Source organism: Paraburkholderia sediminicola, assembly GCF_046026675.1.
Classification (GTDB): domain Bacteria; phylum Pseudomonadota; class Gammaproteobacteria; order Burkholderiales; family Burkholderiaceae; genus Paraburkholderia; species Paraburkholderia sediminicola_F.
The window spans coordinates 3,340,323-3,366,204 of the sequence record NZ_JAQQEY010000002.1 but is presented as its reverse complement, the minus strand read 5'-3'; the positions used below and the strand labels follow the sequence as shown (position 1 = coordinate 3,366,204).

Annotated in this window: 19 protein-coding genes and 1 pseudogene; 9 read left to right on the top strand and 11 right to left on the bottom strand. The window is 64.4% G+C overall.

Features of this window, described 5'->3' with window-relative positions; genetic code table 11:
- The first annotated feature begins 93 nt into the window (after positions 1-93).
- From PQQ86_RS34765 to PQQ86_RS34755, 3 genes are read left to right on the top strand one after another with little or no spacing between them, the layout of a single operon-like run.
- The gene (locus tag PQQ86_RS34765) at positions 94-1,191 is read left to right on the top strand and encodes an aromatic ring-hydroxylating dioxygenase subunit alpha (RefSeq protein ID WP_408277632.1); all 1,098 of its coding nucleotides are present in this window, start codon (positions 94-96) and stop codon (positions 1,189-1,191) included.
- A complete protein-coding gene (gene menD, locus PQQ86_RS34760) occupies positions 1,191-3,272 on the top strand; it encodes a 2-succinyl-5-enolpyruvyl-6-hydroxy-3-cyclohexene-1-carboxylic-acid synthase (protein WP_408277629.1) in 2,082 nt (693 codons plus the stop codon). Before PQQ86_RS34765 ends, menD begins: the two co-directional genes overlap by 1 nt.
- Positions 3,272-4,636, top strand: a complete 1,365-nt coding sequence (locus PQQ86_RS34755; RefSeq protein ID WP_408277627.1) for a polysaccharide pyruvyl transferase family protein — start codon at positions 3,272-3,274, stop codon at positions 4,634-4,636. The genes menD and PQQ86_RS34755 overlap by 1 nt, the downstream gene beginning before the upstream one ends.
- Before the next feature lie 11 nt (positions 4,637-4,647).
- Here the strand turns inward: PQQ86_RS34755 and PQQ86_RS34750 are convergent, their stop codons facing one another.
- The 3 genes from PQQ86_RS34750 to PQQ86_RS34740 form a co-directional block, all read right to left on the bottom strand.
- Positions 4,648-7,866: a hypothetical protein gene (locus tag PQQ86_RS34750; protein WP_408277625.1), complete on the bottom strand. Its 3,219-nt coding sequence runs from the start codon at positions 7,864-7,866 to the stop codon at positions 4,648-4,650.
- A 169-nt stretch (positions 7,867-8,035) separates the two neighbouring features.
- Positions 8,036-9,124, bottom strand: coding sequence for an LLM class flavin-dependent oxidoreductase (locus PQQ86_RS34745; RefSeq protein WP_408277622.1), 1,089 nt, complete (start codon positions 9,122-9,124; stop codon positions 8,036-8,038).
- A gap of 139 nt (positions 9,125-9,263) precedes the next feature.
- Positions 9,264-9,929 carry a DUF3455 domain-containing protein gene (locus PQQ86_RS34740; RefSeq protein ID WP_408277619.1) on the bottom strand — a complete coding sequence of 222 codons (666 nt, stop codon included), beginning with the start codon at positions 9,927-9,929 and terminating at the stop codon, positions 9,264-9,266.
- 303 nt (positions 9,930-10,232) lie between these two features.
- Here PQQ86_RS34740 and PQQ86_RS34735 point away from each other — a divergent pair, with 303 nt between their 5' ends.
- The 6 genes and pseudogenes from PQQ86_RS34735 (at position 10,233) to PQQ86_RS34710 (ending at position 15,510) form a co-directional block, all read left to right on the top strand.
- Complete coding sequence (locus tag PQQ86_RS34735) at positions 10,233-11,174, top strand: TylF/MycF/NovP-related O-methyltransferase (RefSeq protein WP_408277617.1); 942 nt, start codon at positions 10,233-10,235, stop codon at positions 11,172-11,174.
- Positions 11,168-12,334 (top strand): cupin-like domain-containing protein, encoded by a 1,167-nt coding sequence (locus tag PQQ86_RS34730; protein ID WP_408277614.1) that lies wholly within the window; start codon positions 11,168-11,170, stop codon positions 12,332-12,334. The genes PQQ86_RS34735 and PQQ86_RS34730 overlap by 7 nt, the downstream gene beginning before the upstream one ends.
- Positions 12,331-12,738, top strand: coding sequence for a hypothetical protein (locus PQQ86_RS34725; protein WP_408277611.1), 408 nt, complete (start codon positions 12,331-12,333; stop codon positions 12,736-12,738). Before PQQ86_RS34730 ends, PQQ86_RS34725 begins: the two co-directional genes overlap by 4 nt.
- Positions 12,739-13,036: 298 nt before the next feature.
- Positions 13,037-13,708 (top strand): annotated as a pseudogene (locus PQQ86_RS34720) (hypothetical protein); the annotation flags it as partial.
- A gap of 211 nt (positions 13,709-13,919) precedes the next feature.
- The gene (locus PQQ86_RS34715; protein ID WP_266259493.1) at positions 13,920-14,633 is read left to right on the top strand and encodes an alanyl-tRNA editing protein; all 714 of its coding nucleotides are present in this window, start codon (positions 13,920-13,922) and stop codon (positions 14,631-14,633) included.
- Between the two features lie 22 nt (positions 14,634-14,655).
- Entirely contained in the window at positions 14,656-15,510 is an 855-nt protein-coding gene (locus PQQ86_RS34710) for an AraC family transcriptional regulator (RefSeq protein ID WP_408277607.1), read from the top strand.
- A 23-nt stretch (positions 15,511-15,533) separates the two neighbouring features.
- On the opposite strand, the gene PQQ86_RS34705 is transcribed toward PQQ86_RS34710, so the two are convergent.
- The 8 genes from PQQ86_RS34705 to PQQ86_RS34670 form a co-directional block, all read right to left on the bottom strand.
- Positions 15,534-15,932, bottom strand: coding sequence for a hypothetical protein (locus tag PQQ86_RS34705; RefSeq protein ID WP_093641269.1), 399 nt, complete (start codon positions 15,930-15,932; stop codon positions 15,534-15,536).
- Positions 15,933-16,042: 110 nt separating this feature from the next.
- Positions 16,043-16,723 carry an RraA family protein gene (locus PQQ86_RS34700; protein ID WP_054039343.1) on the bottom strand — a complete coding sequence of 227 codons (681 nt, stop codon included), beginning with the start codon at positions 16,721-16,723 and terminating at the stop codon, positions 16,043-16,045.
- A complete protein-coding gene (locus PQQ86_RS34695; protein ID WP_408277603.1) occupies positions 16,720-17,760 on the bottom strand; it encodes an amidohydrolase family protein in 1,041 nt (346 codons plus the stop codon). Before PQQ86_RS34695 ends, PQQ86_RS34700 begins: the two co-directional genes overlap by 4 nt.
- Positions 17,761-17,850: 90 nt before the next feature.
- Positions 17,851-19,173 (bottom strand): MFS transporter, encoded by a 1,323-nt coding sequence (locus tag PQQ86_RS34690; protein WP_408277600.1) that lies wholly within the window; start codon positions 19,171-19,173, stop codon positions 17,851-17,853.
- 253 nt (positions 19,174-19,426) lie between these two features.
- The gene (locus PQQ86_RS34685) at positions 19,427-20,326 is read right to left on the bottom strand and encodes a LysR family transcriptional regulator (RefSeq protein ID WP_211706988.1); all 900 of its coding nucleotides are present in this window, start codon (positions 20,324-20,326) and stop codon (positions 19,427-19,429) included.
- A 151-nt stretch (positions 20,327-20,477) separates the two neighbouring features.
- Entirely contained in the window at positions 20,478-21,950 is a 1,473-nt protein-coding gene (locus tag PQQ86_RS34680; RefSeq protein WP_408277597.1) for an NAD-dependent succinate-semialdehyde dehydrogenase, read from the bottom strand.
- A gap of 215 nt (positions 21,951-22,165) precedes the next feature.
- Positions 22,166-24,598: a penicillin acylase family protein gene (locus PQQ86_RS34675; RefSeq protein ID WP_408277594.1), complete on the bottom strand. Its 2,433-nt coding sequence runs from the start codon at positions 24,596-24,598 to the stop codon at positions 22,166-22,168.
- A 186-nt stretch (positions 24,599-24,784) separates the two neighbouring features.
- Entirely contained in the window at positions 24,785-25,801 is a 1,017-nt protein-coding gene (locus PQQ86_RS34670) for a LacI family DNA-binding transcriptional regulator (protein WP_200618448.1), read from the bottom strand.
- Positions 25,802-25,882 lie beyond the last annotated feature (81 nt).

The window sequence follows — 25,882 nt, the reverse complement described above, 5'->3', positions numbered from 1 at the left end:
TGTGGGATGAGCGGCTATTTACACTCGCATGAGATGGTCGCCAATGCGGCGCCACACAGTTTTTTCTGTGCCGATTCCATTGCGAGTGCGCTCATGTCCTTTCTGTTAAACGCGTGGTATGTCGCCGCTTTTGCACACGAGGTCCGCGCCGACGTGCCGTTTTCGCGCACGTTGCTTGGGCGACCCGTGGTGCTATATCGCGATGCGGAACAGCGCGCGATCGCGCTCGACGATCGCTGCGCGCATCGTTTCGCGCCGCTGTCGCAAGGCCGTATCGTCGACGGTGTGCTCGAATGTCCGTATCACGGTCTGCGCTTCAGCGCGAGCGGGCAGTGCGTGCACAATCCGCACGGCGACGGCCGGGTGCCGGCCGGCGCGAAGGTGCGTGCGTACACTTCGCTCGAACGTTACGGCGCGATCTGGTTCTGGCCGGGCGACCCCGCGCGCGCCGATGCGGCCTTGCTGCCGTCGTTTCCGTTCGTCGATCCCGCCGCCAACGTCACGCACGACGGTTACCTGCACACGCGCGCGCATTATCAGCTGAGCGCCGACAATCTGCTCGATCTGAGCCACTTCCAGTTTCTTCATCCCGATACGCTCGGCAGCGAGGCGATCGCGCGCGGCGACGTGCAGTCGGGCAGCCTCGACGACATTGTGTGGGTTCGCCGCAGCGCTTATGACGAAGCGTTGCAGCCGTTCGTCGCGCAAGGCTTCGGAATTCCGGCCGGCACGCGGGTGGATCGCTGGATGGACGTACGCTGGACGCCGCCTGGATTGCTTTCGATCGTGGTCGGCGTGACCGCGGCGGGCATGCCGCGCGAAGCGGGGCTGATCGCGCCATCCGCGCATTGGCTGACGCCGGAGACCGAACGCACGACGCATTACTTCTTCGCGTTCGGTTTGCCGAAGGAGATGGGTGACGCGGCGCGCGGTCTGGTGCGCTATGCCGTCGAAGGGCTGATGAAGCCCTTCGAGTGCGAGGACCTGCCGATGCTCGAAGCGCAACAGAAGAATCTCGGCGACCACGACTTCTGGGCAATGCAGCCGGCGCTGCTGCCGATCGATGCCGGCGCGATTCGGGCACGACGCGTGATGGAGCGGTTGATTGCGGCGGAGCAGGGGGCGGCGCCCACGCCCGTGCGCACGATTGCGATTACGCCGGTGGCGGGTACTTCGCAAGCGGTGGCTTGATGGACGCTTTTTCCGATGTTGCCGCGAGAGGTGGCCAATTGCTTGACGAAGCCTCAGCGACGGACGGCGAGTTGCTGAACGAAACGGCTATGACGGCAAGCGCTTTGCGATACGAATCTGCCGCGACGGGCAGCGAAACGTTGAGCGAAGCTAGCGCGGCAAGCGGCGAATCGCTTAACGCGGTGTGGGTGGAATTCATCGTCGAGTTGTTGAGTGCTGCCGGTGTGCGTCGTGCTGTGTTGTGTCCTGGTGGCCGCGCGAGCGCCATGTGCCTCGCGTTCGACGCGCATCCGCGCATTGCCGTCGAGATGGTCTGCACCGATGAGCGTAGCGGCGCTTTCACCGCACTCGGGATCGCGAAGGCGAGCGGCGAACCGGTCGCGATCGTTACGACGTCCGGCTCGGCGGTGGCGAATGTCCTGCCCGCGCTGACCGAAGCGGACGCGTCCGACGTGCCGCTCGTCGTACTGACGTGCGACCGGCCACGCGCGCTGCGCGGCACCGGTTTTGGACAGATGGCGGATCATCTCGGTGCGACCCGCGCGTTCGTGCGCGCGCAGGCGGACCTGGAAGATCCTGAGGATGCAGTGCAGGCCCTGGAGCAAGCCCGTGACAAGCTCGCGGCAGCGCTTGCTGCGATGTCCAACGGCGTGGCGGACCTCGATGACAGCTTGTCATGCGCGGATGCGCATCCGTCGTCAAAGCGGCCGACGCGCGGTCCGGTGCATATCAATGTCCCGCTCGCCGGTGTCTACGATGCGGTTGAGACACAGCCGGTTTCGTTCGAGACGGTCCGCGCGGCACGGGCGCCGGTGGCTTTGCACGATCACGTCGCGTCCCCCGTACCTGAAGTGTCTCCCGTCGATATCGTCGAACGCGTCATCGCTCGCGTGCTTGCGAAGCGCGGCAGCGTTCCGCTCAATAACGGCCTCAACGGGTTGATCGTGGTCGGCCCTGAGCCGGGCGTGCCACCCGAGGCGATTTTCGCGCTAGCCGCGGCGAGTGGCTTTCCCGTGCTAGCCGATGCAGGCAGCGGGCTGAGATCGGGGCCGTCGGCGTTGGCGCCGCAAGCGGCCGCGCGCGGCGCAGCGGGCGCATTGATCGTCAACGCATTCGATGTATTCGGTGGCGCCGCGCGGCTCGCATCGGCGCGCGCGGAACTGATCGTGCGCTTCGGCCTGGCACCGGTCATGCCGGTGCTGCACACGTACCTCGAAACACACGCCGACGTGCCCACGATCAAGATCGCGCCTTGCCGTGTGGCGCATGACTATCTGCACCCGGCGCTGGATTCGCGCGACGTGCTGGTTGCGCCGTCATCAGCGATGCTGCAAGAGATTGCGACAGCGCTAGGCGAAGCAGTGCAGGGAAATACGCATGCCGACGCCATCTCCACCGCTCCCACGCAGCCTCCTCAGCCCGTCGCCTTTTCCTGGCGCGACCGCTGGGCAAGCGTCGCCAGCTACGGCGCACGCGAGCGGCGCGCTTGCGTCGCATCGCTCGCCTGGGGCGAAGTGTCGGCGGTTCATCGCGTGCTGGCGGCGCCCGGCTTCGACTTCGTTCATCTTGGCAATTCCATGTCAATGCGTCACGCTGATATCGGCTACGACGTACGTGCCGCGCGCCAGGACATCTATGTGAATCGCGGCGTGAGCGGCATCGACGGCACGATGGCGACATTCATCGGCGAAGCGCTCGCGCGCCGCGATGCGGGTCTGTTGCTGCTCGGCGATCAGGCGTTGATCCACGACCTTTCCTCGCTGGCGAGCGCGCAGCGTGTGAGTACGCCGGCCTGCATCTGTGTGGTCGACAACGGCGGCGGCGCGATCTTCGATTTTTTGCCGATCGCGCGTGCACCGGCCTATCGGCGCACGATCCGCAATCCCTACAAGTTCGATATCGGCGCACTGGCGCAGGCGTTCGGGCTGGCGTATCGACATGTCGAGGCACGAGACGCGTTGGACGAGGCGCTCGCCGAGGCACGCGATCACGCCGGCGTGACAATCGTCGAAGTAGCGGTGGAGCCGTATTCCGGCGCGCTGCAAATGCAACAACTCGCGCAAGCTTTGGGAGCGACTTGATGGATTGGGACATTGTCGAGAGCCCGTTGCAGCGTTCACTTGCCGCGTTGAACCGCTATGCAGGCGCACCCGCGCCGGACGAGGTCTTTCTCGACGACATGCAGCAACGCATCAACGCTGCACGGCGTGCGCCCGGCCGCGGCGATCCAGGCGCGAATCGTGATGCGCCACGTGTGCTGCTGCTCGGCTATAGCGGCGCCGGCAACACCGGTGCCGATCTGCGCACGATCGAGACGATCGCCCAGCTGCGCCGTCTGCTCGCGCCGCGCGAACCCCGGATCACGCTGTTCGCGCTCGGCGACGACTGCTTCGATCATCCGCTGCTTGCCGGCACCCCGCGGCTCACGCCTTCGCTGCCGTATCTGCCCGATGCGCTGGACGCCGCTGTTCGCGATGCCGATCTCGTGCTGAACGTGGAAGGCTCGACCTACACATCGAAGTTTTCGGACTCGTTGGCGGGCGTGCTGATCGGTGGGATTGCGCTTGCGCATGCGCATCGGCGGCCGGCGATTGCCTACGGTGTCGATAGTGGCACGATGAGCACAGCGCTCACGCGCTTTGTCGAACGCAACGCGCAAGCCGGCGAAGTCATTTTCCGTAACGACGCGGCGCGCACGCAACTCGCGTCGCTCGGCGTGCGCGCGCAAGTGGGCGCCGATACCGCGTGGACTTATCGGGCGCCCGCTGACGCAAGCATCGCGTCGCTCGGTCCGCGACGCGTCGCGCTCTGTCCGAACAATCCGTTCTGGTGGCCGGTGCGTGCCGACGCCGTGCGGGCGCGTGAACTCGACGCGCGCGGCGAGGCATCCTCGCTGCGCTATGGACCGTTGCATTTTCACAGTTGGGACGCGACGCGCTCCGAGGCCTATCACGCCTATCTCGATCGCTTCGCGCAGATCGCTGTCGGTTTGAGGGAGCAGGGTTACACGCCGGTGCTGGTGGCGATGGAGCAACTCGATAGCGGCGCTTGCGCCGATCTGGCGGCCCGTGTGTCATTCCCGATCGAGATCGTCGCGCGAGGCCCGCATAAGCTCGACGAAGTGGCCGCCACGGTCGCGCATGCAGTGTGTGTGGTGACGACGCGTTATCACGCGGCAGTACTCGCGATTTCGCATGGCGTGCCGGTGTTCGGGCTGTCGATGGACACGCGCATCGAGCGTCTGCTGAACGAGGTGGGTTGCGGGTCATGGAACGCCGCATGCGATGACAACGACGGCGCACAGGCCGCGCTCACGGCCATCGCGTCGCTGCAGGATGACGGTGTGCGCGATGCACTGACTACCGCATACGGCGACTACGCGCTCACCCAGCGCGCCCGTTTCGACGCGATGGGTGAGCGGGTGCGCGCCGTGCTTGAAGGCTAGGCGCGTTCAGTTCAAGGTTGCGCCGACAACGAACTGAGTTCTCGCTGCGCGCTGACCTGCTTGACCGCTTGCGCTGTGCCGACATACGAGAGCCCCGACGTGCGCGACGCCGAATTCGACTCGTAGCTGTACAGCACATGATTCGTCCAGCTTGCCGGCGACTCGAGCAGGCGTGCGATCTCGCCGCGAATCCGCAACATTTCCTTCTGCTCGTCCTGGGTCGGCGTGCGTCCGCCCTGCTCGAACATCCGCAGCGTGCCGCGATACGCGTTGATCTCGGCAGCCGCTTGCGGCACGATGCGCTGCCGCTCGCCATAGTACTGATTGCCGCGCGTCGCGTTGAGCTTGACCTTGGTCTGGTACGTGTTCAACGCGTTCTGGCCGCCATTTATCGAATGCGCCCATGCGTCATTGCGGCTGTCGATGTATTGCAGGTAATTGCCGACACTGGTGAACTCGGTGTCGCGATAGGTGCGCTCGGGCACGATGTCGCCGCTCTCTTCATAGAGCCGCAGCGTCGAACCGGTACCGGTTTGCAGCAAGGTCGTGCCGAAGCCGACCAGCGGCGCGCTCGAAAACGACAGCGAGTTGAACGGCCCGGCGTTGCCGATCGGCACGGGCGGCGGACTCGATACCAGCGTGGCACTGCCGTTGACCGCGAACCGATGGCCGCTGCTCGATTTGTCGACATTGCGCGCGCCGCTCTGATCGGTCGAGTGAGCTTTGCTCGAACTGAACACGGCCTCGCCCGTGACGAGCGGCCCGAACTTGACGTTGGCCGGGGTCACATAACGCGCGCCGCCCGTCACCGCGAGCGAGCCGTAGTTCGAATGGCTTTTGTTGTCGACCCAGCCGATCGACACGTCCGGATCGGCAAAAAACCGGTCCGCCATGCCGTTCCACATTTCGTCCTTCGTGCGCGGCAGTTGTCCGCCGGGACCGGAGCCGCCGAGCGTGCGTACCACGTCGGTCATCTTGCCGCGCCAGGCATTCTCATCGGCGTTGCCGGTCTGGTTGAACGGCGTGCGGATCACCACACCGCGCGGATTGCTGGTGTCGCGGCCGCCGACCACGGACCCGTAGCCGCTCGCCATAGCCTTGCCGCCCGCGAGCGACCAGCCGATAAAACCGCCGACGCCCAGGTGCGCGGACTTGCGGTTGTCGGTGCCGATGAACATTTCGCCGTGATGCGAGGTGGAGCCGACTTCGAGCAGCGCGTGACGGCCTTTCAGGTAGCGCACGTCCGGCGCCACCGACGCGCTCGGTGCGCCGACGAGGCCGAGCGCGGTCGCGATGTTCTCGGAGATGTTCGCGTCGAGCCCGTAGACGCCGCCGCTCGACATCTGCACGCTCCACGTTTTCGGCACGTTTTCGACCAGATGGCACAGCGAATCGATGTTGCCTTGCGGCGTGGCTGGCGTTGCCACAGGATCCTGACGGATCGCCTGCATGCGGTCGAGATTTTCGCCGAGCGTGCGGTCGGTCTCGACGATCGGCGTGTTCATAGCCACGCCCGACTCGGTTGCCCAGGCGCGCAGCGTTTCGGCGTTCATCTTCGGCAGATCGCGGAACGCCGGGCTGTTGCGCACTGTGTCCTTGTCGACGTTCAGCGCGCCTGCAACGTCGCGCGCAATCTGATTGCGTTGCAGACGGCCGAATTTCGTATCGTCGCGCAGCCAGCCCTTGGCGCCGATGCTTCCCTTCCAGTTGCGTAGCGCGGCGGCGCGCACAGCGGCGTTCATCGTCGCGTTGTCCGGCGCCTGGCCGCGTTGCCGGTGCGGCGCGTTCACTACCTGCGTATTCAGCGCGTCGACTACCGTGTCGATGGATTGCAGCGTGCGGAAGTCCTTATCCGGATGATCCATCAGACCGCCGGCCGTGCCCATGCCGAGCGCCGAGATCGGATCCTTCTCATGACCGAAGCTTTGCTTGACGCCGCTGCGAAACCGCTGAGCCGTGCGATTCATCCACGAGCCGGTACGTGCCGATGTCGCGTTGCGCTGCGCGTGCTTGACCACCGAGTACATACGGTTCTGCACCTGGCCGACATCGGCTTCGGCGATCCCGTTGCGATGCGCCAGGTACGCCGAACGAAGATGCGTTTGCGGCTGCGCACGCGGACTCTCGAGCAATGCATTGCCGCACAGCATCGCCTTGGCGGTCTGCGTATGCGGCGTCAGCGCAAGGCTGATCGCGGCCTGCTGCTGGCTTTGCGCGACCTGGGTGTTGGCGTCGCGTTCGGCGGCCGGCAGCATGGCGTTGGCCGATTCCCCGAGTTCGTGCAGCGAGCCGGGTTTTTCCATGCCGTTTGGCCATGCCGACAACAGCGTGTCGGCTGCGCGCCAGGTTTGCCAGTCGGCTTCCGCGTGAACCTTGCGGTCGCGCTCGGTGGGCGCCTGGATGTTGCCACCCATCGGCGGTGCCGCTTCGACGTTGCGCAGCGCGTGAAACGCGGCTCGCGAGCGCGCCATTGCGCAGCGTGTCGCGAACGCGTCGCGTGTTTGTTGCGGAGTGGGATGCTGGATCGTGCCTTGCAGCACGCCGAGCACGTCGTTCGCGCGTTGCACGTTGCCGCCTGTCGCCTCGGCGAGCGCGTGACCGAGATAGCGCGCCTTCGCGAGCGGCGGGTCGCCGCGCTGACCTTGCGGAATCGCGTCGCGGATGTTGGCGAGCAGCGTGTTGCGCTCGGTTTCGAACTGCGTGCCCGGTTCGGCCGGGAAGCTCCCGGCAAGATGCGCGTCCGCCGCGATCGTGTCGCGCAGTTCGGTGCTCGCATGCGACGCGGCGCGCTCGTTCTTGCCGACCGAGGTCTTCACGTTGGTGTTGTTGTGCGAATTGACGCCAAGCGGCGTGCTCGCGTTGGCCTTCGGCGTGTGCATCTGCCCAAGGCTCGGCAGGATGTCTGGCGCGGGCCGCGATGCGCGCACAGTGGTTCGCGCGTGGAACGGCGTGAAGGCGCTGTTCGCGCCGCTGCCGGTCAGGTCGTGGAGGGGCGAGCCTTGCGGCATCGGGTCACTCTGCGTCTGCCCGTGTCGAAGTGGCGTCTGCACCGGCGCGCTGGGCAGATGGTTGCGCAATGCGCGCAGCTTGTCGAGCGGGCCGCCGACCACGCGCGTTTCGGGTAGCGGTACGTTGTTCTGCGGCTGATTCGCCTGGGGGGCCGCAGGTTGCTGCTGTTGCTGAACGGGCGGTGCGCCGCGTGAGAAAGGGTTGCGAATCCCGAATGGCACGAGCGGTCTCCCAGGTGAGGACGGTCGCATCGGCAACTCGCCGACGATGACGAATTTTCATCGCCACGTCACATTGCGGTGCTGGAAGTCCGAAGTGAGGGCCGCGGATGCGAACGTGGCGGCTGCAAATGTCATCCGCACGAACGCGTGCCATGCGCGCTGAATGCTTTCACCACGCCAATGTGGATTCCCATTGCGGGCGCGATGCCGGCGCTTGCTGAGTGCCTGCTGCAACCGCACCGCTCGCGAATGCGGGCATCACGTCGCGTGCGAACCGGCGCAGCGATTCCATCGCCATGTCGTGCGGCATCGAACCGAACCAGAAGCTCGCGCTGAAATAATCGCAGCCGAGGCCGGCCTGGATCCGGCGCAGTTGATGAATACATTCGTCGGCGGTGCCGATCACGAGGAAATCGTTGCGAAGCGCGTCGTCGGATGGTTCGTCGGGTAGCGGTTGGTCCGGCACGATCCCGTCCACCACGTCGCCCATGTCGTGACGCAGGCGTAGCGTCGCGCGTCCGTTCCAGCGCGCATGCTCGACGGCCTCGCGGGCCTGCGCTTCGTTTTGCGCGACGAACACTGGCCGCTGCGTGCCGATGCGCATAGTCGAGAGGGCGGCGGCGAGGTCAGGATAGTGGCGCCGCACGTCGGTCAGTTTCGAAATGGGTTCGAGCACGCCGGTGAAGAGATTAGCGCGCCGCCGCACCGCCTGTTCGACCGACGCCCGCCGGCTTGAATTGACGACGAGCCATACCGGCATCGGGCGTTGCAGCGGTTGCGGCACGAGGCCGGTGCGGGGAATGTTGAAGTACTCGCCCTGGTGCGCAAACACGGGTTCGCGTAGTGCCTGCAATAGCACGTCGATTGCTTCGTCGTCGCGGGCGGAGGTGGCGCCTTTGACGAGCTGGAAGCGCTCGTATTGATAGCGTTGATAGCCGCTGCCGAGACCGGCTTCGACACGTCCGCCGCTCAGCACGTCGAGCGTGGCGAGTTCTTCCGCGATCACGAGCGGATGATGCAACGGCACCGGCACGATCGCCGGGCCGAGGCGCAGATGGCGGGTGCGTGCGGCGATATGGGACAGCAGCATCAGCGGCCGAGACGAGTGCGAGTAGTTCGTGAAGTGATGTTCAGCCAGCCACAGGTGGCTGAAGCCGAGCGTATCGGCGGCTTCGGCCATCGCGATCGCGCGCTGGTAAAGCTCGGCTGCGGGCGCAGGCTCTGGGGCGGGCAACGTCATGAACAAACCGAATTGCATCGTCGACTCCTCTGTCGACCGGAGTTAGCGCTTTAGCGCTTACTCCGGTCCCATGCACAGCGGTCGACCGGAGTTAGCGCTTTAGCGCTTACCGCGGTCCCATGCAAGTTACTTGCGGTCCACCGCAAGGCTGGCGTTACTACTTGGCCTGATTCGCCGACAAGGCGACCGGCGCGTGGCCTTTGGCGCGGTAGAACATATAGGTCGCGCCGTACGGCACGAGCAGATGCGCGCCCTCGAGTTCGCACGACGGTTGCGGCGGCAAACCGCCCGAGGTGTCGATGCGCTGGATCGAGCTGACGTCGGCGAAACGGCCCTCGCCGGGGCGCGGGGCCGCGACGAAGCGTGCCGTGTAGCGCGCCCAGGTCAGCGCATTGGCGCCCACCTGGCTTTCGGCGGCGACGTTGCCTATCACGTAGCTGCCGTCGTAGGAGAGAAAGTAGCGGCCCGGCGCGACGGTGCCGACGCTTTGGCCGGCGGCGTCGACGAGGGTTGCTTCGGAACCCAAAGGATCCCAGAGCAGTTGCGTGCCGTCGCGGGCGACGCCAGGGAGCGTGTCAGGCAGCGCGGCTGCGCTCGCCTTGATGCGCCGGCATATGTAAGTTTCGTCGCCGTGAGTGGTCATGACTTCCTGGAGCACCTCGTCCTGGCTGGCGCGCAACGCCACGGGTAAGGACTCGTCGGCAGTCGGCGGTGGCGGTTTAGGCGGCGTCGCGCAGCCGGCGAGTGCGAGCAGGCAGCCTGCCACGAGGCAGGTCATCGACGGGCGCAGCAACTGCGCGAGGCGGGGCGGAAAACCAGTCATTGGCGGAAGGGGAAGGCGGGCGATGTTGCCATCACACCTGATCCGGCACACCGCTGCGTGGCTCGACACGAAAGACTGCATCGAAAACCGCACGCAGTGGACGGGACACCCATGCTGGCCGGCATGCCCAGGCGCCAACCCTCCGCGGTTCGCATGGGCATGCATCCGTTCGCAATTCAGTCGAACGGGGGGCCGCGTCGGCCGATACTGGTTCGGGCTTGCCGCCGCGCCGAGCCTTGCGTATGGCAGCTTTCCCGCACACGTCTCGTCCGCTAACGGCCCGAGCGCCCACCCGAACCCGCGATGGAATTGAATCCTTCGAGTCCTCCTTCCGCATCTTTGTCCGGCCCCGAGCCGCAGCTATCCATGCTGGTCGCCGACGACGAGCGCGCCTATGCCTATCTGGCGATGATCCGCCGCTACATTGGCGGCGCGGCTGACATTAACGACCTCGTGCAATCCGCCGCGACCCGAACTGCACCGATTACCGCCGACGATTGCGCCGAGCGGCTCGCCGATGCGGACCGTGTGTTCGCCAAATGGCTCGCACCGCTGCATCGCACGGCCGCCGAGGTCGCCGGTATCGAGCCGGCGCGCATGGCAAACGCGCTCAACCACATGCACCACGAGTCGCGTCGTTTGACGATGTGCGACGACGTGCTGCTCGACAACGTCGTCGAGTTGGCGCGCGTCGTGATCGACGAGCGCGTGCCGGGCGACTTCATCGAAACGGGCGTATGGCGCGGTGGCGTGACGATTCTGATGCGCGCCGCGCTGACCGCGTTCGGCGGCTTTGGCCGCAGCGTATGGGTGGCCGATTCGTTCGCTGGCTTGCCCGCGCCGGACGCCGGCACGGATTTGCGCGATGCCATCTGGCATCACCTGATGCGCGCAGTCGGCCTGCTGCGCAGCGATCTGGCGACCGTGCGCGAAGCCTTCGCGCGCGCGGGCCTGCTCGATCGCCGGGTGCGTTTTCTGCCAGGCTGGTTCGCCGATACGTTGCCGGGCGCGCCGGTCGAGCGCCTCGCATTGATGCGGCTCGACGGCGACTGGTACGAGTCGACCCGCGTCGCACTCGACGCCTTGTATCCGCGTTTGTCGCCGGGCGGCTTCGTGATTGTCGACGACTATGGTCTGCCGACCGGCTGCGCGCGTGCCGTCGACGAATACCGCGCCGCGCATCGCATCGACGCTCCGCTTACGCGTGTCAACACGCAAGCGGTCTACTGGCGCAAGCCATGGTGAGCATGATTGCGCATGTCGAACTCAGCGCGCTTCTGGAAGCGCGGCTTGGCGAGCATTACGTGGCGCCGCCGCAAGCGATCGCCGTCGATCTCATCGTCAGCGACTGCGCGGATGCCAGTCGCCGTTTCACGTTCGGTCTGCGGATCGAGTCGACGCCGATCCCGCCCGACGATGTGCACCGCGCTGCAGCTCGCATCACACTGAGCCGCGCTTTGTTGAGCGCGATGCTCGACGACCCCACCGGCTTCGATCCGCGCAGTGCGGCGGCGATGGCGTTCGGTGGCGTGCGAATCGACGGCGCCGAGCGGCTCGCCGCTTACTGGCTGCAACTGCTCAAGCGGCCTTCAGCGGTGGCGCGCATGGCCTTGGGACGGGCCCGGCGGCGTGCACCCGCAGCGCTGGCGACGGTGCCGGCTCTGCGCGCCGGCGGCAGCGACGACAAGGACCTGCACGCGGCACTCGCGGACACGCTCGATGCATCCGTCCCACTGGTGTTGCGGGGCATGGTGAACTGGCCCGAAGTCGCCTGGACACTCGACGATTGGCGCACTTACGAGGGCGCGACGGTGCTGCGCGCGGATCCGTCGAGCGGCCTTGCACAAACCGTCGCCGACTTCATCGATGGCTTCGCCGTGCAGCCTCTCGCCGACTCAGGTGCCTCCACCTACACGGAAGGCTGCCTCTTGCCACCCGCGTGGGAAGCGCGTTTTTCACTGCCCATGCTGCCGGCGCGCATGTTCGGCGCGGGGCAACTCTGGTTCGGACGGGCTAGCGCCGCCTCACTGGTCACGCGGTTGCACTGCGATCTGGCGAATTCCTTTCTCGCGCAGATTCACGGCCGCAAACGCGTTCGGCTTTATGCGCCTGCTCAGGAAAGCGCCGTCTACGCGCTCGACGCATTCAACACGTATCGTCCATGCCGCGTCGACGTAGCGGCTCCGGACCTGACACGCTTTCCGCGCTTTGCCGGTGCGGCTGGTGTGGACGTCATGCTCGAACCGGGCGATCTGCTGGTGATTCCAACCGGCTGGTTTCACTGCGTCTGGGCGCAGGATCATGTGCTGTCGGTCAGCCGTTTTGCCGACGACGAAACCGCGGCGATGCTGCTCGACGGCAGGCTTTTACCATCGAATACATCGAATTTAACGAGGACCGGATGATCGGCGTAACCCGAAGCGACTCACTTCGTATCTCCTTTCTGCCATTCGTACGCGGCATGGCCGCGACAGCGCTGGTCGCGTCGGCCACAGCACTAAGCCCGTTATCCGCGCATGCACAGGCTTCGTCGGCAATGACACAGGTTTGTACGACGCGTGCGAACAACGCGAAGCTGATCGCGCAGGACCGCGATGCGGGCGTCAGCAAGGAAGACGAGTTGCGCAAGGCGCAGCGCGTGGCGGCGGCGATGCCGATTGAACGACAGCTGTACGCGCAGGCGGAATTGACAACCTTTATCGACCGTCTGTACGGACAGTACGCCAAAACGCCGCCGCAGCAGGCCTACGATAGGTACCTGGCTTACTGCGAAGAGCAGGCCGCGCGCGGCGCCGCACAAGTCCAGTGACGCGCGGTGCTGGATGCCGCGCATTCCCCCTTACACAGACATGGCTTCGCATTTTCGGCCCGCTTTTCGCATGGGCCGAAACCGGCCTGGTTGGCCCAATTAGCATTAGACGACCCCGGACCGCCGCTGTGTTCCGTTTCACATCCGCATGACCGATGGCGGTCTATCTTCCCTTGCAGAGGATCCCATGACCGCTATCGCCAACGACCCCGTCTCCAGTTTTGCCACACCCAGCCTCGACTCGTCGTTCTCTTCAGAAGATCAGTCCATCCAGCAGCTGGAGCAGCAGGTCGATGCGATGATCAACCAGGTGCTGCAGCAGAGTTCGTCGTCGGTGGGACAGAACGCGATGGCGCAGAACGCGTCGGGCACGCTCGCGAGCTACATGAATCAGAACGGCATCAAGTCGCTCGATCCGAATCAGCTTTATCAGCTGGCCAACAACCCGCCTGCCGGCACACCGCCCGAAGTGTCGTCGGCGGCCTCGTACATGTTGCAGAACCCGGATGTCTACAAGCAGATCGAAACGCACGACGTGCCGGGTGCTGACGGGATTTCCGGCGTGGGCAATTTCGAGTGGGCGGCGCAGGGTGGCCTCGATAGCGAGCCGTCGCCGAGCGCGACCGATACGATGAATTCGATCTCGACCCAAGGCGCCATGATGGATGCGCAAAGCGCGTCCGGCGCGCTGTCGAGCTACATGAGCCAGAACGGCATCTCGTCGCTCGATCCGGACCAGCTCTACAAGCTCGCCAATAATCCGCCCGCCGGCACGCCGTCCGATGTGTCTGCCGCGGCGTCGTACATGCTGCAGAATCCGGACGTCTACAAGCAGATCGAGACGCACGACGTGTCCGGTGCGGACGGCGTTTCCGGCGTGGGCAACTTCCAGTGGGCCGCGCAAGGCGGCCTCGACCAGACGGTTTCCGGCAGCAATTCGTTTAATTTGCCTAACCTGAATACGGATTTGACGCTCAATTCGCCCAATCTGAACCTTCAGCAGACACTGTCCGTCTGATCGCACAAGGGCGTGGCGGCTCACCGGCGGCCTTTCGCCTGATCCGAAGAAGACAGGCGGCCACGGTCCGGCCCCAGCCGCACAGGGCATTTTTGACCAAGACGACCTCCCATGAGACTGAGTATGCTAGGCGCAATCAGTCATTTCATGCGGGGAATTCAAGGTGGCGCACTATCTTTGCCATGAGCAGCCGGACTTACTCGAGTTTGAAACGAGCGTGATCGCCTCGCGGCCCGGCGCCGTCGTGCTGGGCCGCACGGCCTTGCACCCGGGCGGTGGCGGCCAGGTGTCGGACGCCGCGACCCTGACGCACGCGCACGGCGCCGTCCGCATTACTGGCGTCGCACCGGAAGGCGGCATGCTCTGGCATCTGCTCGACGAGCCGCTCGAACTGAATGGCGACGTTCACGTGGCCGTCGACGCGGCCCGGCGCGCCACCGTCGCCCAGCTTCATACGGCCACGCATATTCTCAACGCGCTCGTGTATCAGCGCTTCGCCGGCGCGCTCGTGACCGGCGCGCAGATCAATGCCGACGGCACCGCCCGCATGGACTTCGATCTGCCGGAGGCGGACAACGACGCGCTGCGTCTGCTCGAGGAGCCGGCCAACGAGGTGATCCGCAGCGCCATGGACGTACGGACCTACTACGTCAGTGCAACCGAGGCGAAATCGACGCAGGGCCTGATCCGCAGCCTTTCGGTGGCACCGCCGCCGACCTCCGACGGCACGGTGCGGATCGTCGAAATCGGCGACCTGGACCGCCAGGCCTGCGGCGGCACGCATCTGACCAACACGGCGCAATCGAAACCGATCCGCATCGTGAAGATAGAAAACAAGGGGCGCCGCAATCGCCGGGTCAGAATAGAGCTGGTTTGACGGTATCCCGGGAGAGCGAGCCATGGACACATCGGATAAAAGCGAGCCGGAAGTGGTGTGCTGGCGAGACGGCGCGCTCGACGGCGCCTGTCTCGCGAGCGCGCGCTACGGCGAGCATAAATTCGACCGGCATCTGCACGACGAACTCGTCATTGTCATGACGCAATCCGGTGCGGGGCAGTGTCATACGCGCACCGGCAGCGACGTCGCCGGACCCGGCAGCGTGCTCGTGTTCGGACCCGGCGAATATCACAGCGGCGAGGTGTGGGAAGGCCGCGAATGGAATTACCGCGCCATCTATCTCGACATGGAAGGTCTGGGCGCGCTGGGTGCTGTGTTTTCGCCCGACTCACGTCCCGACAAACCGCTTCTGATTCCGCCGGGGCTCTATCAGGATGCGCACCTTGCGGGTCTGCTGGTCAAGGCGCATGCGAGTCTCGACCAACACGGCTCGGTCTCGCTGATGGAGCGGCAGGCGAACTGGTGGGCGGCGATGGGGATGCTGGTCGGACGATATGGGCAATCGCGGCACGAGCTCGGCGAAGCGCGGCCCGAAGCCCGCAAGATGGCCCAGGTGCGTGAGTATGTCGCCGCCAACTATGCCCGCGATATTCCGGTCGATGAGCTGGCAGCACTGGTAGGGCTGAGCCGCTATTACCTCACGCGTGCCTTCTGCAAGGAGTTTGGCCTGCCGCCGCATGCCTATGCGACGCAGGTGCGGCTACTCGCGGCCAAACGCATGCTTGCGGCGGGGCATAGCGCGGCGAGCGCTGCCGCGGCCGTCGGCTTTTACGATCAAAGCCATCTCAACCGGCTTTTCAAGCGGGCTTATGGAATCACGCCGGGGACGTATGCGGCGCTGAAGCCTGGGCATTAAGGCCGCGCGTTGCACCTCTAACGTTACTCGGGAAGCGGAACGTCTTCGATCAGCGCCGACTGTACAGCGCGAATCCTGCGATCGACGAAGTAGCCACCCCCTTCCGTGTAGCGCAGATAAAGACGGTCGCATAACGCGCACTGCCAGACGGCACAGCGGTTGTATGGGAAGTAACGTGGTGCGATCGGTGCGTCGGCCGACCAGTAGGTCGTTTTGCCCGGCAGGTATTCGCTGAACGTAGGTTCCGGATCGTCCTCCGGTGCAAGCGTGCCGATTTCCTTGAACTGCGTTTCGTCGAGAGAAAGCGGCTGCGAGTGCCAGCCGTCCAGCGGCGTTTTTGTACACATGCAGGGCGCGGCAGTGCGCTCTTCCGCACGTTGCGCGAGTTCAAGGAGCATTGCAGCGTTCAGATATTCCGCCATGAGGCACACGATTCCTGCAGGGTTGGGACGATGATGGCTGGTTCGCCGTGATTCACGCTACGCGGCAGGAACCAGTCAGCATCATGCACGCTCTGGCGTCGCGCGTGAAGTCAGCCGTTCATCATCCGATCGCGATGCGGCACGACCCACGAACGGTCGAAACATCCATTGGCGATCGACTTCAGCGCTGCCGTTTCTTTCGCATTCTGCCGTCGTGCGCCTTCGATCACGGCTTCCACGTCAGCGGGCGAGATCGCGAGCAAACCGTCTTCATCGCCAACGATGATGTCCCCAGGATGAACCACCATTCCGCCGACCGTGACCGGCACGTTGATCTCTCCAGGGCCGTTTTTGTACGGCCCACGATGCGTCACGCCGCGCGCGTACACCGGAAAATCGCGCTGACGTAGCGCGCCGACATCGCGGATCGCGCCGTCGATCACGAGGCCCTGCACGCCCAGGCTCTCCGCGAAGCTGGCCATGATCTCGCCCATCAGCGCTTGCGTCAGTTCGCCGGCGCCATCGATCACGAGGACATCGCCCGGCCGGCAAAAGTCGAACGCGCGATGGATCGCAAGGTTATCGCCGGGGCGAGTGTGGACCGTAACCGCGGTGCCGGCCATCGGCTTGGGTTGATGATACGGCCGCAAGCCGACCATGCCGCTTGCGCGCGCCATGTTGTCGCTGAGCAGGGAAACTGCCAGTTCACGCAATGCGTCGAGCGTTGCCGGGTTGGCCTGAGGCGCGGATTCGTGTTCGCGCCAGCCGATAGGATTCGTAGTGACAGTCATACCGTTGCCCCTTGCGTGGTGAATTGCTGCTCGAGTTGATGGGACAGCCGCGGGTACACCGCGCGGGCGTTGTCTTCGTAGATACGCTGACGGTCCGCGGCGCTGAGCCATTCGATGGCGTCGATATAGCGCCGCGTGTCGTCGTAGTAGTGGCCGGTTTCGGGATCGATGCCCTGAACCGCGCCGATGGTTTCCGAGGCGAACAGAATGTTCTCGACCGGAATGACCTTGGCGAGTAGCTCGGCGCCGGGTTGGTGATACACGCAGGTATCGAAGAACACGTTCTTCATCAGGTACTCGCTGAGCAGTGGCCGCTTCATGTCCTGCGCGAGCCCGCGATAGCGACCCCAGTGATAGGGCACCGCGCCGCCGCCGTGCGGAATGATGAAGCGCAACGTCGGGAAGTCGGCGAACAGATCGCCCTGCAGCAACTGCATGAACGCCGAGGTGTCGCCGTTGATGTAATGCGCGCCCGTCGCATGAAAATTCGGATTGCACGACGAGGACACGTGAATCATTGCCGGCACGTCGAGGTCCACCATCGCTTCATAGAGCGGATACCACGAGCGGTCCGTAATCGGCAGCCCTGACCAATGTCCGCCGGACGGATCCGGATTCAGATTGCAGCCGATGAACCCCAGTTCTTCCACGCAACGTCGCAATTCGGCGATGCAATTGGCCGGCGCCACGCCCGGCGCCTGCGGCAACTGACACACGCCGACGAAGTTGCGCGGAAACAGCGAAACCACGCGATGGATGAGGTCGTTGGATTCGCTCGACCAGACTGCATTGGCTTCGGCCGTGGCGAGGTGGTGCCCCATGCCGGCGGCGCGTGGCGAAAAGATCGTGAGATCGGTGCCGCGTTCACGCTGGATGCGGATCTGGCCGGTTTCGATGCTCTCGCGAATTTCGTCGTCGGTAATGAGGGGCCGTGGCGGCGGCGCGCCGCCGTTTTTCAGCGCGGCGATCTGCTGCGCGCGCCAGGCTTCGTGCTGCGGCGGCGAGGTGGTGTAGTGACCGTGGCAATCGATGATCATGATGTGAGAAATCCGTTGGTGTCCTTGTGGATGTTTATCTGTCCGCGCTGTGTGCGTTCGCTGCGTTCGCTATCTCGTCAGTCAGGGCGCTCAGGTGCGCGGGGCAGGGTCGCCTGTCGCGAGCGAGGCGGCTTCATCTTCAGACGGCGTGACGCGCATCACGAGTGCGATGATTGTCGCGACCACCAGAAACGCTGCGATCGTCAGCAAGGCCAGCTTGAAGTTGCCGGTGGCGTTGCGCACCAGCCCGATGCTCCAGGGACCGACCAGACCGCCGAACTGCGCGATGGTATTGATCAGCGCAATCGTTGCGGCGCCCGCGGCACCCGTTCTGAACGAGGACGCGAGGCTCCAGAACAGCGGATTGCCCGCATAGATGAACAAACCGGTCAGACACAGCAGCGCGTAGGCGATCACAGGGTTCGGCGCGTACGCACTGCCGGCAATCGCCAATGCGCTCATGCCGTACACGAAGGCGAGGTGCTTCTTGCGGTCGCCCGTGCGATCGGAGCTGCGGCTGATCAGGAACGTGCCCAACACGCCGAAGAGCGGCGGCGCGGCCGACAGAAAACCGACCTCGATATTGCTCAGATGGCCGAGACTCTTGACGATCTGCGGCAGCCACAGGAACAGGCCATAAATGCCGACCAGTGCACAGCCGAACAGACACGCGAGACTCCATACGCGGATGTCGCTCGCCACGCGCAGCAGCGGAAAATGGGTGCTACCGCCGACGGCTTCGCGCTCGGCTGCGAGCGTCGATTCGAGCCAGTGCTTTTCGTCGTCGGAGAGCCATTTGGCGTCGGCCGGACGTTCGGTCATGATGCGCAGCGTCAGCAGACCGAGCGCCATCGCCGGGATGCCTTCGAGGATGAACATCCATTGCCATCCCTGCAAACCGAGAATGCCGTTCGCGTAGGTCATCAAGGTTGTCGAGATCGGACCGCCTAGCACCGCCGAAAACGAACCCGCGATGATGTAGCCGCCCACCGCGCGCGCCCGGTAGCGCACCGGAAACCATTTCGTCAGATAGACCGCCACGCCCGGCAAAAAGCCTGCTTCCATCACGCCCAGCAGGAAGCGCAACACATAGAAGCTCGAATCGTTAAAGACGAAGGCAGTGGCGGCCGCGACCGCGCCCCACGTCAGAAGAATGCGCGCGATCCAGCGGCGCGCGCCGACCCGATGCAGCAACAGGTTGCTCGGCACTTCCAGCAGCATGTAGCCGACGAAGAAGATGCTGCCCGCGAAACCGAACACGGCTGGACTGAAACCCAGCTGCTTGTTCATGTCCAGCGCGGCGAATCCGATATTGATCCGGTCCAGATAGTTGAAGAACATCATCGCGAAGAGCAGGGGCATTAATCGCCCGTACACTTTGCGCATGGTGGCGGCTTCGTCGAATGAGGTCATGCTGTCTCCTACCTTGCTGCGACGGCTGCATGAGCCGTGGCGGCGTTCTTATGGTCGGCCTGCCGGATCGAATGCCGGCAGTGTCCCGTTGGCCGCGCGTTTGGCAGCCGGACTTCAGGGGCTCCCGTTCGTGCTCGCATGCGCTGATGCTGATGCGCTCATGAACGGGCGGTGGCTGAAGCATGAGGCCCATGATAAGAACGCTCGGACGGAGAGTCCAAGACCGCTTGCTTATGCTTGTATAGGTTTTTACTTATAGTGTGGCGTCAGCAAGTGGCGCGGGGAGGCAGGCGAGGAAGGCACGCAGATGCGGGGAGGCGTCGTCGGTGCGAAAGGTGGCTGCGAGCGTCGATCGGTATGACGAGCCGGGACCGCTGAGGTGGCGGTACACGACGTCCGTACGTCCATGGCGCGCAACCGATTCGCCGATAAATGTCACGCCGAGGCCCGCTGCTACGAGTGCAATCGCGGTCTGAATTTCATAAGCCTGATGAGCGACAACCGGAGTCACGCCCGCATCGCGATAGAGCGTCTGCACCGAGCGTTTGAACTGTGCGTTCTGGTGCTTCGGATACAGAATCAAGGGCGTATCGGCGAGCTCGGCAATGCGCACGGTTTTGTGCGCGGCCAGCGGATGACCCGGTTCGAGCGCGGCCATGACGCGCTCGCGCAGCAGCGGATAGGATGTGCAGCCATCAATCGCGAGCGGCTGCCGCCCGATGCCGATGTGAATGCGCATGTCGCGCAACGCATCGGTTTGCTCTTCGGTAAGCAACTCGAAGAGCTTGAGTTCGACCTGCGGGAACGCGTTGTGAAACGCCTTGAGCGCGGGCGGCAGGATGCTGTACATCGCGGAGCGTGTGAAGCCGATGCTGAGCCAGCCGCGCCGGCCGACGCCAATTTCTTGCGCCGTAAGAGACACCTGTTCCAGCGAACCCAGGATCTGACGCGCCTCCGTGCAGAGGTAATGGCCGGCTTCGGTCAGACTCAGCGGGCGTCTTGCCCGATCGACCAACTGCGTGCCGAGCCGCTCTTCAAGTGAACGGATCTGCTGGCTCAGCGCGGGCTGCGCGATATGCAAACGCTCGGCGGCGCGGCTGAAATTGAGCTCCTCCGCCAGAATCACGAAGCACTGCAACGCCCTAAGATTCATATCCGTTTTTCCTGATCTTCAGTAGGAAGAGAATAACGGGTTATGCGGTGGACGGTGCAATGCCGGTGTGCCGGGAGGAAATCCTGGCGCCGCAGCGGCTCCTCGAAGAGGCCGCGTTGGGGCGCCAGATCATGGAACGCGCGGCGGCTCCTTAATCCAGTCCGCCCTGGCACAGGTACTTGATCGACATGTAATCGTCGAGCCCGTACTTCGAACCTTCGCGGCCGTAGCCCGATTCTTTCACCCCGCCAAACGGCGCCGCTTCGCTCGACACCGCGCCTTCGTTGATGCCGATCACACCCGCTTCGAGCTGGGCTGCGACGCGATTGATGCGTCGCACGTCCTGCGTGTAGAAGTAGGCGGCGAGGCCGAAAGGCGTGTCATTAGAAAGGCGGATCGCTTCGGCTTCGTCATCGAAGCGGAACAGCGGCGCTACCGGCCCAAAGGTTTCTTCGCAACAGACGAGCATGTCGTCCTGCGCATCGGTCAGCACGGTCGGCGCATAGTAGTTCGGGCCGAGTTCGGTCAGGCGCTTGCCGCCTGTCAGCACTTTCGCGCCGTGTTTGACGGCATCTTCGACGTGCCGGGCAATCTTGTCGATTGCGCGTTCGTTGATCATCGGGCCGATCTGCGCGTCCGGATCGGTCGCGGGCGCAACCTTCAGCGCGGCGACGCGGTTCGCGAGCAGATCGGCGAAACGCGCGTAGACACCGGATTGCACATAAACCCGGTTCGGGCACACGCAAGTCTGACCGCCGTTGCGGAACTTGGAGGCCATCAGACCGGTGACTGCCGCGTCGAGATCGGCGTCGTCGAATACGATGAAGGGTGCATTGCCGCCCAGTTCCAGCGACAGCTTCTTCAGCGTGCCGGCCGATTCGCGGGCGAGATGCTTGCCCACCGGTGTCGAACCCGTGAACGTGATCTTGCGCACGCGTCCGTCAGCGAGCCAGTCAGCGACCGCCGCAATGCCCTGTTCACGCGAAGCCGACAGCATGTTCAGCACGCCGCCAGGCAAGCCCGCTTCCTGGGCCAGCGCTGCCAGCGCGAGCGCGGTGAGCGGCGTGTCTTCCGCGGGCTTGGCCACGACGGTGCATCCGGCTGCGAGCGCGGGCGCGATCTTGCGCGCAATCATCGCCAGCGGGAAATTCCACGGCGTGATCGCCGCGACCACGCCGACCGGTTCCTTCACCGCGCTCATGCGTTTGCCGCGCTGTTGCTGCGGGATCAGATCGCCGTAGATGCGTGTCGCCTCGTCGGCGAACCACGCGACGTACGAGGCGCCGTAGGCGACTTCGCCGCGGCTTTCCGCGAGCGGCTTGCCTTGTTCCGTCGACATCAGCTTGGCGAGGTCTTCGGTATTGGCGACGATCAGCGCATGCCAGCGGCGCAGAATCTCCGCGCGTTCGCGCGGCAGCTTGTCGCGCCACGCGGGGAACGCGCGGGCCGCGGCGTCGGTGGCGGCGCGGGCGTCCGTGGCGCCACTGTTCGCGACTTCGACGATCAATTCGCCGGTGGCCGGGTTGGTGACGGGAAAGCGCGCGGCGTCGGCGGCGTCGATCCACTTGCCGTCGATCAGGTTCTGCGGGCGAATCAGTTCTTTGCGGGTCAATGCGAGAGACATCGGGGTTGCTCCTTCGGGTTGCCCTGGATGAGGCGAGGGCGAGTCATCGATGCGGCGGCGCGGCCGCGCACATATGGGAGATTGCGGGCGACTAACACGTTGATCCTACGCGTACGCCGCAGTCAATGAAATCATCCCGGCGGGCCTTTGACGGTGTGCGGCGCTTTTTTTTCACGCCGCCACAGCATTTTCTGCTGCGGCAGCGGCGGAGCAGGTCAATTCGTCTGTGCACCCGGCACGAGATGGATGCGCTTTTCGGTGGCGGCCTCGACAGCCGCACGCGAATAAAGCAGCGGGAAGTACTGGCCGTCGAGCCACATCTGCGCAAGGTCTCGATAGTGCGGGTTGTCCGGATCGCCGGATTCGCCCGGCAGGTTGACGGCACGCGAGTTATCCCAGTTGCCGACGTCGACGATCACCCGGAAAGAAGGCCCATTGGTCTGCCGGAAGTCGCTCGCTCGATACGTCGATTGATTCGGCGTGTAGGCGCTTCCGCCTTTGCCGAGCGGGCCGACGTTCAGCTTCGCACGCATGCCGGCATCGACGAGGTCGGCGAACGGATGCGCGTTCAGGTTGGTTTGCAGCTTGCCCCACTGCCAGCGGCTCGCATCCGTACCTTGCAACTGCACCATTTCGCCGTAGGCGTCATGCAGGCTTGCCAGCAGCACCGCATCGCGTTTCGCCTCGGCATTTTCGCCAAAGCGTGCCTGGGGATGTTCGAGGGAGTCCAGCATGACGGCGGTATCCGGCGCCCCGAACGACGCCGCGGCAGTCTTCGGCAAGACGGCGTTCTTGAACGCGCTGCCGAGATGCCGGCTCAACCACACCTCTTCGAGCGCGGCCTGGGCGGAATCGGCACGCATCTGCGCATCCCAGCCCTTCAGCATGGTGAGTGCGGCGCGCGTGTCGGGGTTGTCGCTCGAGAGCGGCGTGAGGAGTGCGACGAGGCGTCGGGCCGGGATCGATTCGATGTCGTTCTGCAAGCGTTCGGAGTCTTCAATCGACACCTTCGGCAGCGCCTTGAGCACTTCGTCGATGCGTTGATGCCGCGAACTATTCGTCCATTCGAAGCCGAGTTTGCGCTCGGCGTTTGGATAGTCCGCGGGCAGGTTCATCTCGTTGGACGTCGTGAAATAGCCGGCTTTCGGGTTGTAGGCCGAAGGAATGTCGTCGCGCGGCCAGAAGCCGGCCCATTCGTAGCGGCCGTCACCCGGCACGGGCATCAAGCCGTCCCAGTTCGGTCGCTTCGGGGCGAGACCGCTCGGCACCCAGCCGATGTCGCCATGCGTGTCCGCATACACCTGATTGACGGTCGGCGCACCCCATGTCGATAGCGCGCTCTTGAACTGCGCGAAGTTTTTGGCGCGCATGTAACGCACCGAATCGAAATACGGCGACATGCCGGGTGCGAGCCACGCGGTGCGAACGGCGAATGCCCGATGCTTTGCGTCCTCGGTGTAGATCACCGGACCATGCCGGGTGAACGCCAGATCGGCGACGACCGGTGCGCCGCCGCGCACGGCGATGGTCTCCCGCACGATATGCATCGGCTCCCAGTGACCCCGGTAGCGATATTCATGTGGATTGACCGGGTTCAATGCGTAGACGTAGAGGTCTTCCTGATCGATGTTGAAGATCGTGAGGCCATACGCGATCGAGCCGTTGTGCCCGATCGAGATGCCCGGCGCCGAGGGTTCGCCGCCGCCGATGATGTCAAGCGTCGGCGTACTGATCTGCTGGATATAGCGCAGGCTCGGCGCCGTATATGCGCGGTGCGGGTCGTTCGCCATGATCGCGCGTCCGGTGGCCGATTTGTCCGGTGCGATCACCCAGTTGTTGCTGCCTTCGGTAACTTCCTCGGGATTGTCGGCGGCGGCAATGACGGTGGTCGATGCGTCGGCGCTCTTCAACGATTCACGTGTCACGCGTACGTTTTGGGTGGCGAGCGTGAAGACTTTCAGCACATCGTCCGGCAGGCAGGGGTCGAGCCCTTCGGGCATATGCGGCTGCCACGCCGGCTGCAAGCCGAAGCGGACCGAGTCGGCATCGAGCGAGCTCTTGCAGACCACCTTTGCACGCTCGACCTCGCTTGTCAGGTTGCGCGTGAGGCCGTGGCTGCGAATGCGCACGACGTCGTCGGCCGACCATTTCGCCGGCCAGTAGCCGACTTTGCGAAACTCATAGGGCATCTGGTCCGGGTGCGCGGCAAGCCAGTCGATGTATGCGTTCACGCCGGCGGCGAAGCGCGTGGCGACGGGCTTCGCGTCGGGGCCGTAGCGTTTCCATTCGGCGTTCATGTCGCCACGGTAGAGAAACAGTTGGGTGGCTTTGTCCTGTTCGACATACGCCGGACCGAATACCTCGGCGAGTTCGCCGAGGCCGCGGCGGCGCCATAAGTCGATCTGGAAGAGCCGGTCGCGGGCCGCGTTGAAGCCCTGAACGAAAAAGGCGTCGCTTTCGCTCGCCGCGAAGATGTGCGGCACGCCCCAGCGGTCGATCAGAATGTCCGAGGGCTGCGCGAGGCCCGCGAGTGTGACGGTCTGCACAGGGACTTCATCGGCGCGGGCGGCGTGGCACGTCAGCGCCGCTGTGCCGGCCCACGTGACGGCCCACGCCATGACTGCTGCGAGCTTGCGTCCTGTCTGCATGTCTCCTCCGTTGGATTGTCGATGCGGTGTGCATCGAAGGCGGTCTGGTGAATCGCCATCAACCTCGGGATCCGTTCAGACGCCGTTGTCTCGAGCGGCTTATTTTAAGTGCTTGCCGCAAACTGTAAACGGAATGAAGCAGACGTGTTGGCTTGCAGTCAGCGGCGCGCAGTTAAAAGCGCTATTTCAACGCACCCGCCGCGGCCCCGTCGAAGCGCGTACGACGAGTTGCGGCGGCGGCGCGAGCACCATCGACGGTTGCTGTTCAGGCGTCTGGATCAGACGGATCAGACTCTCGATCGACAACTCCGCGACGGCCGCCGTCTGGATCGCAACCGTTGTCAATGCAGGATGCACCTGGTGCGCGAGTTGAATGTCCGTAATGCCGATGACCGACACATCGTTCGGCACGGCGCGGCCAAGCGTGATCAACGCCTGTGCCGCACCGATCGCCAGCAGATCGTTGGTCGCGAAAATCGCGGTGAGGTGAGGGCGGCTCGCCATCAACTGCATGCAGGCGGCGTAGCCGGCGTCGATCGAGTCGCGGATCTGCAGCACCGCGGCAGCGTCTGTTTCGATTCCGGCCTCGCGCATTACCGCGCGAAATCCGTTGGAGCGCGCATCCTGCAAGCCGCCGCAACCGTCGCCGATCAGCAGGCCGATCTCGCGGTGGCCGAGTTCGAGCAGATGCCTCGCGGCAAGCGCACCCGCATGGGCAAAATCCACTGCGATGCAGGGCAGTGCGGGCGGCGCCTCAGGGTGTTCCCACATCGCCAGCAAGATCGGCGCGCTGTGCGTGGCCGACGCGCACAAATCGTTGATCGCGATGTCCGTGTTCATCACGAGGACACCGTCCGCGAGCGTGCCGGCGATCTGGTTCAGATACGCACGGCCGATCTCCGCATCGTCGTCAGTATTGCAAACCATCAGAAAGTAGCCGGCTTTGCGTGCCGCTCGCTCGGCGGCCGACACGAACTCGGGGTAGAACGGATTCGAGATGTTCGACAGCATCAAGGCCAAAGTCGACGAACGGCCCTCCGCCAGTGCGCGTGCGTTCAGATTGGGCCGGTAGCCGAGATCGGCGATGGCCTTCAGCACGCGTTCGGCCGTTTCCGGGCGGACCTTCTCGCGGTTGCGCAGGACGTTGGAAACAGTGGCGGCGGTAACGTGCGCGCGCTTCGCTACTTCGGACAGGGTGACCATATTCTATTTATCCCATATTCAGGGAGCGCGATTCAAATGTTGCAAGCAATCGATGACATTGATAACTTGCTGGAAAATACA

Coding starts and splice junctions, on each gene's coding strand:
- PQQ86_RS34765 (WP_408277632.1), top strand. CDS start 94: ATGTCCTTTCTGTTAAACGCGTGGTATGTCGCCGCTTTTGCACACGAG.
- menD (WP_408277629.1), top strand. CDS start 1,191: ATGGACGCTTTTTCCGATGTTGCCGCGAGAGGTGGCCAATTGCTTGAC.
- PQQ86_RS34755 (WP_408277627.1), top strand. CDS start 3,272: ATGGATTGGGACATTGTCGAGAGCCCGTTGCAGCGTTCACTTGCCGCG.
- PQQ86_RS34745 (WP_408277622.1), bottom strand. CDS start 9,124: ATGCAATTCGGTTTGTTCATGACGTTGCCCGCCCCAGAGCCTGCGCCC.
- PQQ86_RS34740 (WP_408277619.1), bottom strand. CDS start 9,929: ATGACTGGTTTTCCGCCCCGCCTCGCGCAGTTGCTGCGCCCGTCGATG.
- PQQ86_RS34735 (WP_408277617.1), top strand. CDS start 10,233: ATGGAATTGAATCCTTCGAGTCCTCCTTCCGCATCTTTGTCCGGCCCC.
- PQQ86_RS34730 (WP_408277614.1), top strand. CDS start 11,168: ATGGTGAGCATGATTGCGCATGTCGAACTCAGCGCGCTTCTGGAAGCG.
- PQQ86_RS34725 (WP_408277611.1), top strand. CDS start 12,331: ATGATCGGCGTAACCCGAAGCGACTCACTTCGTATCTCCTTTCTGCCA.
- PQQ86_RS34710 (WP_408277607.1), top strand. CDS start 14,656: ATGGACACATCGGATAAAAGCGAGCCGGAAGTGGTGTGCTGGCGAGAC.
- PQQ86_RS34705 (WP_093641269.1), bottom strand. CDS start 15,932: ATGGCGGAATATCTGAACGCTGCAATGCTCCTTGAACTCGCGCAACGT.
- PQQ86_RS34700 (WP_054039343.1), bottom strand. CDS start 16,723: ATGACTGTCACTACGAATCCTATCGGCTGGCGCGAACACGAATCCGCG.
- PQQ86_RS34695 (WP_408277603.1), bottom strand. CDS start 17,760: ATGATCATCGATTGCCACGGTCACTACACCACCTCGCCGCCGCAGCAC.
- PQQ86_RS34690 (WP_408277600.1), bottom strand. CDS start 19,173: ATGACCTCATTCGACGAAGCCGCCACCATGCGCAAAGTGTACGGGCGA.
- PQQ86_RS34685 (WP_211706988.1), bottom strand. CDS start 20,326: ATGAATCTTAGGGCGTTGCAGTGCTTCGTGATTCTGGCGGAGGAGCTC.
- PQQ86_RS34680 (WP_408277597.1), bottom strand. CDS start 21,950: ATGTCTCTCGCATTGACCCGCAAAGAACTGATTCGCCCGCAGAACCTG.
- PQQ86_RS34675 (WP_408277594.1), bottom strand. CDS start 24,598: ATGCAGACAGGACGCAAGCTCGCAGCAGTCATGGCGTGGGCCGTCACG.
- PQQ86_RS34670 (WP_200618448.1), bottom strand. CDS start 25,801: ATGGTCACCCTGTCCGAAGTAGCGAAGCGCGCGCACGTTACCGCCGCC.